General features: G+C 58.9%; 17 protein-coding genes. 9 read left to right on the forward strand and 8 right to left on the reverse strand.

Annotated elements, in window-relative coordinates:
* Window position 1: 1 nt before the first annotated feature.
* Both MRBLMR1_RS01865 and MRBLMR1_RS01870 read right to left on the reverse strand, forming a co-directional pair.
* Window positions 2-988: a CHAD domain-containing protein gene (locus tag MRBLMR1_RS01865; protein ID WP_148143331.1), complete on the reverse strand. Its 987-nt coding sequence runs from the start codon at window positions 986-988 to the stop codon at window positions 2-4.
* Window positions 963-1,460, reverse strand: coding sequence for a CYTH domain-containing protein (locus MRBLMR1_RS01870; protein WP_148143335.1), 498 nt, complete (start codon window positions 1,458-1,460; stop codon window positions 963-965). The genes MRBLMR1_RS01865 and MRBLMR1_RS01870 overlap by 26 nt, the downstream gene beginning before the upstream one ends.
* A gap of 155 nt (window positions 1,461-1,615) precedes the next feature.
* Here MRBLMR1_RS01870 and MRBLMR1_RS01875 point away from each other — a divergent pair, with 155 nt between their 5' ends.
* The 3 genes from MRBLMR1_RS01875 to MRBLMR1_RS01885 all read left to right on the forward strand — a co-directional run bounded on the left by MRBLMR1_RS01875 (window position 1,616) and on the right by MRBLMR1_RS01885 (window position 3,462).
* A complete protein-coding gene (locus MRBLMR1_RS01875) occupies window positions 1,616-2,254 on the forward strand; it encodes a 2-dehydro-3-deoxy-phosphogluconate aldolase (protein WP_148143337.1) in 639 nt (212 codons plus the stop codon).
* Between the two features lie 118 nt (window positions 2,255-2,372).
* Window positions 2,373-3,110, forward strand: coding sequence for a tellurite resistance TerB family protein (locus tag MRBLMR1_RS01880; protein ID WP_148143340.1), 738 nt, complete (start codon window positions 2,373-2,375; stop codon window positions 3,108-3,110).
* A gap of 88 nt (window positions 3,111-3,198) precedes the next feature.
* Window positions 3,199-3,462 carry a hypothetical protein gene (locus MRBLMR1_RS01885; protein WP_500063538.1) on the forward strand — a complete coding sequence of 88 codons (264 nt, stop codon included), beginning with the start codon at window positions 3,199-3,201 and terminating at the stop codon, window positions 3,460-3,462.
* Window positions 3,463-3,510: 48 nt separating this feature from the next.
* Here MRBLMR1_RS01885 and MRBLMR1_RS01890 read toward each other — a convergent pair whose 3' ends face one another.
* Window positions 3,511-3,822: a hypothetical protein gene (locus MRBLMR1_RS01890; RefSeq protein ID WP_148143343.1), complete on the reverse strand. Its 312-nt coding sequence runs from the start codon at window positions 3,820-3,822 to the stop codon at window positions 3,511-3,513.
* Window positions 3,823-4,017: 195 nt separating this feature from the next.
* On the opposite strand from MRBLMR1_RS01890, the gene MRBLMR1_RS01895 reads away from it, so the two are divergent.
* The gene (locus MRBLMR1_RS01895) at window positions 4,018-4,701 is read left to right on the forward strand and encodes a GNAT family N-acetyltransferase (protein WP_148143345.1); all 684 of its coding nucleotides are present in this window, start codon (window positions 4,018-4,020) and stop codon (window positions 4,699-4,701) included.
* Window positions 4,702-4,711: 10 nt separating this feature from the next.
* The gene (locus MRBLMR1_RS01900; RefSeq protein ID WP_148143347.1) at window positions 4,712-4,912 is read left to right on the forward strand and encodes a hypothetical protein; all 201 of its coding nucleotides are present in this window, start codon (window positions 4,712-4,714) and stop codon (window positions 4,910-4,912) included.
* A gap of 2 nt (window positions 4,913-4,914) precedes the next feature.
* On the opposite strand, the gene MRBLMR1_RS01905 is transcribed toward MRBLMR1_RS01900, so the two are convergent.
* The 3 genes from MRBLMR1_RS01905 to MRBLMR1_RS01915 all read right to left on the reverse strand — a co-directional run bounded on the left by MRBLMR1_RS01905 (window position 4,915) and on the right by MRBLMR1_RS01915 (window position 7,625).
* Entirely contained in the window at window positions 4,915-5,982 is a 1,068-nt protein-coding gene (locus MRBLMR1_RS01905) for a nickel/cobalt transporter (protein ID WP_148143349.1), read from the reverse strand.
* Window positions 5,976-6,620, reverse strand: coding sequence for a DUF1007 family protein (locus MRBLMR1_RS01910; RefSeq protein ID WP_148143351.1), 645 nt, complete (start codon window positions 6,618-6,620; stop codon window positions 5,976-5,978). Before MRBLMR1_RS01910 ends, MRBLMR1_RS01905 begins: the two co-directional genes overlap by 7 nt.
* A 111-nt stretch (window positions 6,621-6,731) precedes the next feature.
* Entirely contained in the window at window positions 6,732-7,625 is an 894-nt protein-coding gene (locus tag MRBLMR1_RS01915; protein ID WP_148143353.1) for a LysR family transcriptional regulator, read from the reverse strand.
* A 546-nt stretch (window positions 7,626-8,171) separates the two neighbouring features.
* Between MRBLMR1_RS01915 and odc2 the strand changes: the two genes are divergently transcribed.
* The 3 genes from odc2 (at window position 8,172) to MRBLMR1_RS01930 (ending at window position 10,944) form a co-directional block, all read left to right on the forward strand.
* Entirely contained in the window at window positions 8,172-9,305 is a 1,134-nt protein-coding gene (gene odc2, locus MRBLMR1_RS01920; RefSeq protein ID WP_148143355.1) for an ornithine/lysine decarboxylase, read from the forward strand.
* Window positions 9,306-9,418: 113 nt separating this feature from the next.
* Entirely contained in the window at window positions 9,419-9,988 is a 570-nt protein-coding gene (locus MRBLMR1_RS01925; protein ID WP_148143357.1) for a GNAT family N-acetyltransferase, read from the forward strand.
* Window positions 9,989-10,284: 296 nt separating this feature from the next.
* A complete protein-coding gene (locus MRBLMR1_RS01930; RefSeq protein WP_148143657.1) occupies window positions 10,285-10,944 on the forward strand; it encodes an OmpW/AlkL family protein in 660 nt (219 codons plus the stop codon).
* 74 nt (window positions 10,945-11,018) lie between these two features.
* On the opposite strand, the gene MRBLMR1_RS01935 is transcribed toward MRBLMR1_RS01930, so the two are convergent.
* Together MRBLMR1_RS01935 and MRBLMR1_RS01940 are read right to left on the reverse strand one after the other, a co-directional pair.
* Window positions 11,019-11,237: a tautomerase family protein gene (locus MRBLMR1_RS01935; protein ID WP_148143359.1), complete on the reverse strand. Its 219-nt coding sequence runs from the start codon at window positions 11,235-11,237 to the stop codon at window positions 11,019-11,021.
* A 25-nt stretch (window positions 11,238-11,262) separates the two neighbouring features.
* On the reverse strand, window positions 11,263-12,003 hold the full coding sequence (locus MRBLMR1_RS01940; protein WP_148143361.1) for an SDR family oxidoreductase: 741 nt from the start codon (window positions 12,001-12,003) through the stop codon (window positions 11,263-11,265).
* Between the two features lie 97 nt (window positions 12,004-12,100).
* On the opposite strand from MRBLMR1_RS01940, the gene MRBLMR1_RS01945 reads away from it, so the two are divergent.
* Complete coding sequence (locus tag MRBLMR1_RS01945; RefSeq protein WP_148143362.1) at window positions 12,101-12,994, forward strand: LysR substrate-binding domain-containing protein; 894 nt, start codon at window positions 12,101-12,103, stop codon at window positions 12,992-12,994.
* The last annotated feature ends 26 nt before the right edge of the window (window positions 12,995-13,020 follow it).

A 13,020-nucleotide genomic window follows, 5' to 3' on the forward strand; every position in this document is an offset into this window, starting at 1 on the left:
GCTATCGCGCGCCACGCAACGCGGATTCTTCCTCCACCTTTCGAGGCTCAGCCGCGTTCCTGTTGGTCTTGCCGGAGCTGGTTCCCGCCGCTCTCTCCCAAAGGAGTGCGATCAGGGCGGCCTCTTCCTTCGGTGTCTCTGCCAGCAGGCCTTGAGCCTTTTCCATCGCATCGCGCCGCAGCGTCTGCTGGCGATTGATGATTGCCGCGAGCAAGCGTGCAAGCCTGTCGCCACTGCCGAACAGGCTGGGTTCCTTATCCGCCAATTCGGTCAGGACCGAGAGATCGTGCTCGTGGCCCAGAAGATCCACCAGCGTCTTGCATTCGTTCTGTTTCGCCTGCATCGCAGAGGGCCAGATCTCACGCAGAAGCGACAGGTGCATCCAATAGGCCTGCCCGCTCTTGCGCAGCTCGTGATAGCTTTCGGCGCCGCCCTGCTTCTCGCATTCGCGCACCGCGGCATGGGCTTTCGCCAGCTGCTTCCTCCAGGCCTTTCCAAGGTGCTTTGCCGTCTTGCGCGGGGTATCTGAAAGGTTCAGGGCATCGAGCGCGTCGATCGCTTCGCGGCAACCCTCGATCGCTGAGGCGATCTTGGCGGGAAGGTCATGTTCTTCCGCGGCGATGCGATCCCTGCGGGCGGTGAGTGTCGTTCGTGCCGTTTCGAGCGCGGTTTTTTCTTCGGGAGAGGCCGCGAAGTCTGCCAGATAGGTTACGGTTTCGACAAGGGCGGTCGCATCGCGTACGGACGAGAGTTGCCGGGCGATATCGCGGATCCTGGCATTCTCCTGCCTGCGGAAATCAGGAGCATCCGGCTGGATGAGCCGGTAGAGGGAACGAACACGCTTGAAGCGCTTGCGGACGTCGTGAATGGCTTCGTGCGGGCCGTCGCGCTGATCTTCGAGATAGCTGATCGCTTTCGAAAGCTGCTGCCGGGCGACGGAACAGAATTCGGCGGTGAAGGGTTCAGACGGCCGTAAACGGTAAGCCATGCACGAGTTCCTCGCTCAGGTCTTCAACTGCCATGTTGACGTTCGAATAACGCCGGTCACCGGTGATTTCCTTGCCTATCCAGTCGGGGAGGGGCGGCCGGTCCTTTTCGCTGGCAATCTCGACCTCTGCCACGACCAGACCGGCATAGGCACCGGCATAGACGTCCACCTCCCAAGTATAGCCTTCATAAGGAACGAAGTAGCGGGTCTTTTCCAGAACGACGCCGAGGGCTTGCTCTGCCATTTCCTTGGCATCGGCAAGCGGAACGTCATATTCGAACTCGTCGCGGGCGAAGAGGTCGCGGCCGATCTTGATCGTCAGTTTCGCCCTTTCGCCGTCCATGATGCGAACACGAACGGAACGATCCTTGCCGGAAGAAATGTAAGCCTGCAGGAAGCTGGAGGATGACGAGGCGCCGGAACGCCAGCCGTCGGTTCTGACCAGATACTTCCGCTCGATTTCCTTCGCCATGTCATCTACACCTGTCTTGGAACATCGGCAGCAACCTAGTGCAAACATGACGATTGGAAAATGCGTTCTGTCGCACCGCCCGGTTTTTTCTCGACAATGACCGTGCCGACGTTTATTTCCGGGCCATATTTTCAATCGTTTCAGGGAGAACGTGCATGGCTAGCAAAACCGAGAAAGTCCTTTCCATCCTCAAATTGCAGCCGGTCGTTCCGGTGCTGATCGTCGATGACGCCAAGTCGGCAGTTGATCTAGCCAAGGCACTTGTTGCCGGCGGCCTGCGAGCCATCGAAATCACCTTGCGCACGCCGGCGGCACTCGATGCCATCAAGGCGGTTGCTGCCGAAGTCGAAGGCGCCAATGTCGGTGCCGGCACCATTTTGAACTCGAAGGATTACGAAGCCGCTGTCAAGGCCGGCTCCACCTTCATCGTCTCGCCGGGCGTCGCACCGAGCGTTCTTGCCGCCGCCAAGGATTCTGCCGTTCCGCTTCTGCCGGGCACGGCAACGCCGAGCGAAGTCATGACGCTGCGCGAAGCCGGTTATGACGTGATGAAGTTCTTTCCGGCCGAGCAGGCTGGTGGTGCCGCCATGCTGAAGGCCTGGTCCTCGCCGCTTGCAGGTACGTTCTTCTGCCCGACCGGTGGTATCTCGCTGAAGAATGCCAAGGATTACCTGTCGCTGCCGAACGTCGTGTGCGTCGGTGGCTCCTGGGTTGCTCCGAAGGAACTGGTTGCTGCAGGCGACTGGGCCGGCATCACCAAGCTCGCATCGGAAGCCTTCGCACTGAAGGGTTGAGATCACCGGGATTTTCCCCGGAGCGTTCTGACAATTTCGTTATCGATGACGCGGAAAATTGTTTTCCCGCGTTTTCGTTCCTATCTCCCAATCGAAATTCAACCGATAGGAGATATCGATGTTCGACGCGAAAAAGCTTCTTGACCAGTTCCTCGGGTCACAGGTTCCCGGGCGCTCGGGAAGCGGCAAATCCGGATCCGCCTCGGGATGGGCCGGGCAGGTCACGGACATCGCCAAGAATAATCCTCTGAAGACTGCGGGTATCGCGGCCGCCATTCTCGGCACCAAGACAGGCCGCAAGCTTGCCGGCAATGCGGTGACGATCGGCGGTATCGCGGCTGTCGCGGGCCTGGGATATCTCGCCTATAAGAATTACAAGTCGGGGCAGTCGCCGCAGACCGCGCCGCAACCGCAGCCGAGTGCAGCCGAGCCGATTGCGCTGCCGCCGCCGGATTCCCCCTTCAGCCTCCAGTCGCCACAGCTTTCCAATGATTTCGCGTTGACGCTCGTCCGGGCGATGATCGCTGCCGCCAAGGCTGACGGTCATATCGACCAAGCCGAGCGCGCCAACATCATGGAAAAGATCCATGCTGTCGATCTCGGGGCGGAAGCCGAAGCCTTCATTGCCGAGGAACTCGCCAATCCGGTCGATATCGACGATCTGGTGGCTGCTGCACGCACCGAGGAGCAGAAGGTCGAACTCTATACCGCAACAAGGCTGACGATCGATCCGGATACGAGGGCGGAGCGCGGTTATCTCGATATGCTTGCCGGCCGTCTCAATCTGCCCGACGCCTTGATCGACCATATCGACGCCACGGTTTCGTCGGCCAAGGTTGCGTCTCCGGCAGTTTAAAGAAGACACGGAAGACGCGTATCGGTTGTGTTTTGTCGGAACAATTCTGGCTCCAGGTGCTTTTGTCGGCATTGAAAGGAGAAAGACGATGATGGAAACCGAGAAAATTCCGACCGATATCTGGCTGAAAGTGATGTGCGCGCTGATGATCAACGCCGTGCTCTTCGGCGCCGGCGTCATCACCGTTCTTTCGGTGCCGAGCTTTGCCGATCAGGCGAAATATCTGATCCCCGTGGTGATCGTAGCGAGCTTCGTGATCACCCCCTTGCTGTGCGGCTTTGTCGCTCGTCGCATGCGGATCAGAAACTGGACAGCGGCGCAGTGGCGCGAAGGAGATCTGATCTCCGGATAATCGAGATTGACAGGAACGGGGGCCGGCTCAGACCGGCTCCCTTGCCGGTCAGCCGTCTGCCCCGCCGATGCGGCGGCGGAAAAGGCCTTCAAGCTTTTTCCAGATGCTTTCGGGTTCGGGTGAGCCGATCATAAGGCGGCCTTCGCGGGTGATCGAGACTACCGCTCCCGTCGACCATTCTCCGCCATGATCGATGGTTATGAGCTTGTTGCGCGCCGCATCCTGAAAGAACGTTTCCGCCTCCAGAAATTCATATTCATCTTCGGAAAGACAGAGGCGTCCCGAGCTTTCGGCGACATGGCCCAGCAATGTCAGCAGGCGAGGGTCTGTCGGAGACTTTTGCGGCAGGTTTACGGGCATCTTTTGCACCCCAAAATCTCAGCCGAATTTAAATCCATCCTAGACCAACAACAATATATCTGCCGAGCCAAATATTGATTGATGATAAATTGGGGCGAGGCACTCGCCCTCCGGCTCCACGCCCAGTGGCAGGTGTGGCATTGCCTTTGGGAGATCCCTGACTTAATCGTCGGGTAGCGAAACAAGGCTATTCCGATGCAAGATCTGAAAACCTATAAAGTTGCAGCTCCCAAGCCCGTTACCTTGACTGGCCGGTTCGTCACGCTCGAACCCTATGATCGCGACACGCATCTGCAGGCGCTCTGGGAAGCTCTGGGCGGCGAGGGGATCAACGATCTTATCCGGTATTTCCCCAACGAGGATTATGCCACGGCGGCCGAGTTCGGCGCATGGATTGAGGGTGCGCAAGCCAATCTCAACTTCATCACGCTTGTGGCGCGGGAAAATGCGACCGGCAAGATCGTCGGGATGGCAAGTTACATGCGGCCCGATCCCAAAAATGGTGTCGTTGAAGTCGGTTCGGTGGCGCATGGCGAAGCGATGAAGCGTTCGCCGATGGCGACCGAACTGCATTACCTTATGGCAAAACATGTCTTCGAGGATCTCGGCTACCGCCGTTACGAATGGAAGTGCCATAACGAAAATGAGCCGAGCAAAAGAACGGCGATACGTTATGGCTTCACCTTCGAAGGCGTGTTCCGCCAGCATGTAATTTCCCGCGGTGCCAACCGCGATACGGCATGGTTCTCGATGATCGACAGCGAGTGGCCTCTCATCAAGGCGGCATTCGAAGCCTGGCTCGCGCCGGAGAATTTCGATGCCAATGGCAGCCAGAAGCGGCGGCTGGAGGATATCCGCGCCGAAATCGCCAGCGCTTGAGGGTATGAGCATGAAGCCGGAGACGAGATCGCAGATGATTGCCGCGGCGCTGATCATGATCGGCGCCGTGGTGGTCATCTATTTCCTGCCGTCTCTGGTGCTCTGGATCGGCCAGTATTCGCCGGCGCTTGCCTTTATCGTCGGCGCGATCCTGCTGCTCGGTTTCTTCTGGATTTTCTGGCTGAGGGCGCGGTATCAGCGTCGGCGTTGACGTTACGCCTGTAGCGACGCGCCTAGCAGCGAGAGACCCACCAGCAGAACGAAAAGCGCGCCGCCGATCTCGATCGCATGGCCGACGCGGCGGCCTGTTTTTGAACCGGGTCCAGCAACCTTGAGAGCTATATCCTTGGCGCCGACCGCGAGTGAGGCGAGGATCGTAACGGTGATCGCCGTGCCGAGCGACATTGCCAGCACCGACAGGATGCCGCCGAGATAAAGGCCGTTCAGCAGCGAAAAACTCATGACGAGAATGGCGCCGGAGCAGGGGCGCAGGCCGACTGCGATGATCGCCGACCAGGCTTCCTTGAGACTGAAATCCTTGCCGTCCAGCATTTTCGGATCGGGCATGTGGCTGACACCGCAGGCCTCGCAATAGTCGCCGTCGCCTTCATAGTCATGGTCGTCGACTTCGACTGCCTTGAAATTCAGGCCGGTAGAGCTGCGGCTTGCGGCGGGTCCATCGAACAGTGTGCCGGTTGCGGGAGCGGCGTCCGGGACACGCACGACCCGTAGTTTCAGCGCGCGAAGCTTTTTCACCAACAGCCAGGCGCCGAAGAGGGCGACCATGGCGAAACTTGCGACTTCCATCGCCCATGTCGCCTTGGTCATGGTGATGCCCGAACCGCGCAGGACGACGAAGGCGGCCCCGACGACGAGGATCGCGACCAGCCCCTGGAGAAGCGCCGAGATAAACGAGATGGTAACGCCGCGGCGCAGTTCCACTTCATTGGCGATCATGTAGGAGGAAATGACCGCCTTGCCGTGACCGGGGCCGGCGGCGTGGAAGACGCCATAGGCGAAGGACAGGCCGATCAGGCCTGCCAAGGCGGAAGGGTCTTCCCGCATCGCTTTCAGCGAGCCGGTCAGGGCGCGATAAAAGGATTGCTGGTAGTAATTGATCCAGCTGAGATAGGGTGCGAACGGCCCGCCGACAGAGAATGAAGGTTCTGCCGATCCGACGCCCAGGGGCGACTGGGCGTGAACGGCGCTGGCGAGATAGAAGCTGGCAAAGGCCGCAGCGGCAAAGGCTGCCGCCACACCGAGCCTTGGAGATTTCAGCATGTCAGCTCCAGACGGGTCGCAAACATTTTCGACATGTCGGTTCCGGTCGGATCGTTGAAGAATGCGTCGGTCAGCGAGGCGCTATTTTGGGAGAGGACCTCGTCGGGATCCGGACGGATGACTTTGTGCTGGCATTTTGCGAAGGCGGGGCCTTCGGCCACAAGGTCCTTGTCGGTCGGAAAGTCGATCGCGGTATACATGGTCGGGTCGTAGATACCGAAGGTCAGCCTGCCCTTGAGCGGCATCGGCTTGTCCGGTTTGACCGAGAAGAAGACGAGGATCTGCCCATCCTTGAAGGTGACGTGGATCACGTCCGGTTTTTGCACGCCTACAGTTGCGCCATTCACCGTCAAAGTGGTGAAGTAGTGGTAGTCGCCAAGCGAGGTGCGCATCGTCTCGCCGAGTTCCGCCAGCTCGCTTTCGTCCAGTTTGAGATCGGTGTTCTTGTCGAAATCCAGCAACACGCTGGACGAGAAGACCTCGTCGAAACGCCAGACATTGCGCAGCTCCTGCACCATGCCATCCGGCCCGCCGATTACTTCCAGCCGCGATTCGACAAAAATGTGGGGGTGGGCCGAGGCGGCATAAGGCAGCGCGCAGGCCGCAAGGGCGGTGATGATCGCAAGTCTTTTTTTCATTCGGTCCGGCGCCCTATATTCGTCCCGTGTCATCTCGTCAGCCTGCTGTGCCGTTGAAATGGGACGGAATTTCGACTCACATGTTACACAATTACTGTGACATCTACTGCGTCATCGCGCCTGGCGGAACCAGTTGGCGAGGTAATCGACGAAGCTTCTGACCTTGGCCGGCAGATAGCGGCGATGCGGATAAACGGCGTAGATGCCGCGATCCTTGATGATGTAGTCATCGAAAAGCGTGACGAGCTCGCCGGACTGGATATAGGCGTTGGCGATGAAATCCGGGATGATCGCGACGCCGAGTCCCGCGCGAGCGGCCCGCAATGTCGCCTGCGGGCTGTTGACCTCGATCGGGCCTGACACGCCGACGGATAAAGTCGAGCCGTCCTTTTCGACGAAACGGATATTGTTGTGCCCGCGCGTGTTGGTATCGATGATAAAGGGGACATTGCTCAATTGCTGCGGATGTTCCAGCGGACCGTATTGCGCGACGATGTCTGCGGTCGCGACGGCATGTACACGGAAATCATTCAGCTTTTTTGCGATCATGCCGGAATCTTCCAGACGGGTGATGCGGATCGCCAGATCGAAATTTTCCTCGATCAGATCGACGAACCGGTCGTCCGCGACGATTTCCAGCTGAACATCGGGATGAGCCTTGGCAAAATCGATCAGCGACTGGCCGACATCGGCGTCGATGAAAGTGCGCGGTACGGAAACGCGCAAGCGGCCCTTGAGATCCGCATTGCCTTCGCGCACCAGGTCGGCAAGGTTGTCGATCTCCTTCAGGATATCCGAGGCACTGCGGTAATAGGTGTGGCCGGCTTCGGTGAGGGAAAACTGACGCGTCGTGCGGTTCAAAAGCAGCGCGCCGAGGTCATCCTCCAACTCGCGGACATATTTGGAAAGAAGCGCCTTGGAGCGGCCGGTACGGCGCGCGGCGGCGGAAAAACCCTCGGCTTCGACCACATCGATGAAGGCGCGCATGCGGGTGAGGGTGTCCAAGGGATGTCTCCTTAATATTGAACGAAAGCGGCTGCTTCGTTCGATGTTTATGGACCAATGTAAAAATATGGTCGAGCGTAAAAAATCTCTTGATTATGACTGCGAATATTCTTATTTCCCGCTTTGCCCAAAGTCGCACGTGCCCATGGGTGTCCGCCGACCCTCGAATTGAGATTTATCTCTAAGGTGAGGTCATCGGTAAGGTACCTGGAACTAACCCCTCCAGTCGCTATTCCGGCCAACCGGAAAATGCGAGGACATCTGAAGCAACGACGGTGCGGGCCTTTCTAGTCTCTGCAGGCTTTCCATCAGCCTGCAATTCTGAAGAGGCACACCATCATTGCCGGAAGTGCGGTAGGGACAACCCTCCAATCCAAGGCAGACAAAGCCGGATCAAAGCTCGTGGCAGGGCGTTGGTCTACATATCGCGCGGTAAAGCGTGCTCACGGTACCAGTGTCTCCAACTACTGGCCCCGAGCGCATTCTTATCCGTCCTTTGTCCTCCGGTTCGCAGCCGGAGCTTTGAGATTTCGAAGGGACTGACCCATGACCACTGCTCGCATCCTCGACTTCATCAAGACCCGACGTCCAGAAGGCCCGTGCCTCGTTGTCGACCTCGATGTCGTACGCGACAATTTCCATGCGTTCCGTCATGCCCTGCCGGATAGCTCGATCTATTACGCGGTCAAGGCAAACCCGGAACCGGCAATCCTCAAGCTGCTCGCCTCTCTCGGCTCGAGCTTCGATTGCGCTTCCGTCGCCGAAATCCAGATGGCTCTCGATGCAGGTGCAACCGCCGACCGCATCTCCTTCGGCAACACGATCAAGAAGGAACGCGATATCGCCCGCGCTTTCGCGCTCGGCGTCGGTCTCTTCGCGGTCGACAGCCATGAGGAAGTCGAAAAGATTTCCCGCGCTGCCCCGGGCGCGAAGGTATTCTGCCGCGTTCTGACCGATGGTGAAGGCGCCGAATGGCCGCTGTCGCGCAAGTTCGGCTGCGTGCCACAGATGGCCGTCGATGTTCTCGTCTACGCTCACCAGCTCGGGCTCGAAAGCTACGGCGTGTCCTTCCATGTCGGTTCGCAGATGACCAAGGTCGATGCCTGGGATTCGGCTCTGGCCGATGCCAAGCGTGTCTTCGCGCAGCTGGCCAAGCAGGGCATCGTCCTGCAGATGGTCAACATGGGCGGCGGCTTTCCGACCAAGTACCTGCGCGACATCCCGAAGGCTGAGGAATACGGCCAGGCGATCTCCAACTCGCTGCGCAAGCATTTCGGCAACAACCTGCCGAAGACGATCATCGAGCCGGGTCGCGGCATGGTCGGCAATGCTGGTGTCATCAAGGCGGAAGTCGTTCTCGTCTCGCGCAAGTCGGACAATGACAACCACCGCTGGGTCTTCCTCGACATCGGCAAGTTCGGTGGTCTCGCCGAAACCATGGACGAGGCTATCCGTTACCCGATCCGCACCGAGCGTGACGGCGACGAGATGGAGCCCTGCGTGCTGGCTGGCCCGACCTGCGATTCGGCCGACGTGATGTACGAGAAGAACATGTATCCGCTGCCGATCTCCCTTTCGATCGGCGACGATGTTCTGATCGAAGGCACCGGCGCCTACACGACGACCTATTCGGCCGTCGCCTTCAACGGCTTCGAGCCGCTCAAGGCTTACGTCATCTAAAGGCGTCTTACGCCCAATAGTTTCGCGGTTCCCGAACCTCCAGCCGGGGGCCGCAAATCCACAACGAAACCTCGATACCGTCTGAAACGGTTTTAAGTGCGGGAGGCCCAAAGATGGCCACTGTTCTTGATTCTGTCCGCGCATTTTTTGCGCCGAGCCAAGCCTACACGATCGACATGGAAACTCCGGCCGATGTCGTCGCGCGCGAGACATTGCTCGATCGCGCCATGGGTGCTGACCGCCGCAAGAAGTCGTCTGAAAAGATCCGCCGCAACCGCCTGCCGGCGGAAGGTCTGGCGCTGGTTGCTCGCGATGGCGACGGCCACCTGATCGGCACTGTTCGCCTGTGGAACATCGAGGCAGGCATTTCGCCGGAAGGCAATCCGATCGAAGCGCTGCTTCTCGGCCCGCTCGCGGTATCCGAGGATCAGGAAGGCAAGGGCATCGGTGGCGCTCTGATGCGTGCCGCCATTGCAGAGGCGCATAACCGCGGGCATGGAGCGATCCTCTTGGTCGGCGATGCTCCCTATTATGAGAGATTCGGCTTTTTTGCCGAAAAGACTGCGCATCTCGTCATGCCAGGCCCTTTTCAGCGCGACCGTTTTCTGGCGCTGGAACTGAAGGCAGGCTGGCTTGAAGGTGCAGCGGGCATGATCGTTGCGAGCGGTCGCAAGCTGGCCTGAAATAGAATTATTCAGCAAAAAGGCCGCGTGGCCGCTCCGATCATCCCGAAGCCCCGTCTCCAGTTCCGGAGACGGGGCTTTTCCTTTGCGGCATCTCGTGGAGCGAGAGGAAATCAGCGGCGCATCGCCACTGCGTCATTTAGGCAACAATCGCCGCCTCCTTCATTAGTGGATGAGTACACTTGATCTCGATCAAGTGTCTGCAACTGCACGAGTTTTAGACCTTTTCCAGAAGATTTGGGCAGGCTGGAAGGAGAGGTTTTATGACAATCAGCAGCAGGAACTATGCGCGTTGGATGGTGGGGATCAGCGCGGGCTTTTTCGCATTCGGGGCCGCAGCCGCGGACATGGCGCCCGCCCAGGTCGCGCCCGTTGCAGAAGAAGTGATTTCCTCTCCGAGCCCGTGGCAGATGCGCGTACGCGCGCTTGGCGTCATCACCAGGGATAGCGGTTCGGTTGATCAGAGCAGCGCTTACGGGCTGGAATATAGTGATACGGTCATTCCGGAACTGGATATCAGCTACTTCTTCACCGACAATATTGCCGCAGAACTGATCCTCGGCACGACCTATGCCAAGATCAACACGACCGGTGCTGCAGATCTGGATGTGGGCAAGGCCTGGCTTCTGCCGCCGACACTGACGCTGCAGTATCACTTTACCGATTTCGGCGCGTTCAAGCCGTATGTCGGTGCGGGTATCAACTACTCGATGTTCTACAATCAGTCCGACAAGGGTGGCTTCAAGAACCTCGACGTCAAGAATGACTTCGGCTGGGCTCTACAGGCTGGTTTCGACTACATGCTCGACGAGCATTGGGGTATCAATTTCGACGTGAAGAAGATCTTCCTCGAAACGGATTGGAAAGTTGATAACAGCCCGCTGGGTGTTCCGCTTTCGGGCAAAGCCAAGATCGATCCGTGGCTGATCGGTGCAGGTGTGACCTACCGCTTCTGATAGAAGAAAAGGGCGGGGGTATTAGTGCGGCGCGATTTTATCGCGCCGCCTTTTTTGTTTTCAGCCGAGAGTGCTCAGGTCCCGGCCGGTGCGCGATAGGCTTCAGGAATGACGAAAATCTCGTCGGCACGGCCATAGCCACCATCTTTGACTTCCTCGATCAGCACCATCGTGTGGGGGCGGGCGGCCTCGCTCATGTATTCGACCAGCATGTCGGTCGTACGGTGTACGATCTCCTTCTTCTGGGCCTTGGTCAGCGCGCCTTCCGGCGTCTTGATATTGACGAACGGCATCGGGGTTTTCCTTCCTATTCGTTTTTCAGATCATGCCGCCATTGGCGCGCAGGACCTGACCGTTGACCCAGCCGCTTTCCGTGCTTGCCAGGAACGAGACGACAGAGGCGATATCGTCAGGCTGTCCAAGGCGACCGAGCGGGATGTTGCGGATGATGTTCTGGACCAGCTCTTCCGACTTGCCGGTCATGAACAGTTCGGTTTCCACCGGGCCGGGGGCGACGGCGTTGACGGTGATCCGGCGTTTGCCCAGTTCCTTGGATGCGACATGGGTCATGGCTTCGACACCTGCCTTGCTGGCGGCATAGGGGCCGTAACCTGGACCGTACATGCCGACGACGCTGGACGAAAAATTGATGATGCGGCCGCCCTCGCGCAGCCGCTTGCCGGCCTCGCGAATGCCGTAGAACGTGCCGGTGAGGTTGATGGCGATGTGCCTGTCGAATTCGGCGTCATCCGTCTCCATCAACGGAGAAGGCTTCATGACGCCGGCATTGTTGACGAGGATATCGACGCCGCCGAAGCTTTTCTCTGCCGCGTCGAAGAGCGCCGTGACGCCAGCCGATGTGCCGACATCCGCCTTGACGGCGATAGCCTTGCCGCCAGCTGTTTCTATTTCGCGGACGACGTCATCGGCTGCAGACTGGCTCGATGCGTAATTGACGACGACGGCAAGTCCATCCCTGGCGAGGCGCAGGGCCAGAGCCTTACCGATCCCCTTGGAGGCGCCGGTGATGATTGCTACGCGGTTCGTGTTGTCGGTCATGGTGTTTCTCCTTTGCTGGCCATGAAAATATGCTGATCTCCAGGGAGAACAATGGCGCCCATTTGACATGACAATTTGTATGTGATGAACAATTGCCATGGACAGATTATTGCGCATGCAGCTTTTCGTGCGGGTGGTGGAACGGGGCAGTTTTCTTGCGGCTGCCGCCGATCTGGGGCTGGCCCGCTCCACCGCCACACAGGCGATCAAGACTTTGGAAGCCGATGTCGGCGCGCGACTGCTCGAACGGACAACACGACATGTGGCCGTGACGCTGGATGGTAGCGCATTCTATCAGCGTTGCTTGTCGATCCTCGCCGATGTGGATGAGGCGGAGGCGATCTTTCGGGATGCGAAGCCGCAGGGCATTCTGCGGGTGGATGGGCATCCGATGCTGACCCAGACCTTTCTTCTGCCGCATCTGAGGTCGTTTCTCGATCGCTATCCGTTGCTGGAGATCCAGTTCGGGCAGAGCGATCGGTTCGTCGATCTCGTGCGCGAGGGCATCGATTGCGTGATCCGGGCGGGCGAAGTGAGCGACAGTTCGCTGATCATGCGCAGGCTCGGCTCGATCCGCGAGATGACCTGCGCCAGCCCCGATTACGTCAAGGTTCGTGGCATGCCGAAAACGCCGGACGAGCTGGATGGGCATCAGGCAGTCGGCTTCATTTCTTCACGCACCGGGCAGATCATGCCGCTCGAATTCATGGTGGGGGAAGCCGTGCGTTATGTGACTTTGCCGGCGCGTGTCATGGCCAATAATTCCGATACGGTCATGGACCTTGCCCGCCGGGGTTTTGGCCTGATGCAGGCGCCGCGCTATCATCTACAGCGGCATGTCGAGGAGGGCACACTGGTGGAGGTACTGCCGGATTTCCCGCCGCCGCCGACACCGCTCTCCGCTCTTTATCCGCAAAACCGCCAGCTCTCGCCGCGTGTGCGGGTATTTATCGATTGGGTGGCGAAGATATTTGCCGAAGCGGACATCTGAGGAAGCGCAAAGCCCGGAACGTCTCA

Origin of the sequence: Neorhizobium sp. LMR1-1-1.1 (assembly GCF_040675795.1) — a bacterium.
In the GTDB taxonomy this organism is placed as follows: domain Bacteria; phylum Pseudomonadota; class Alphaproteobacteria; order Rhizobiales; family Rhizobiaceae; genus Neorhizobium; species Neorhizobium cellulosilyticum.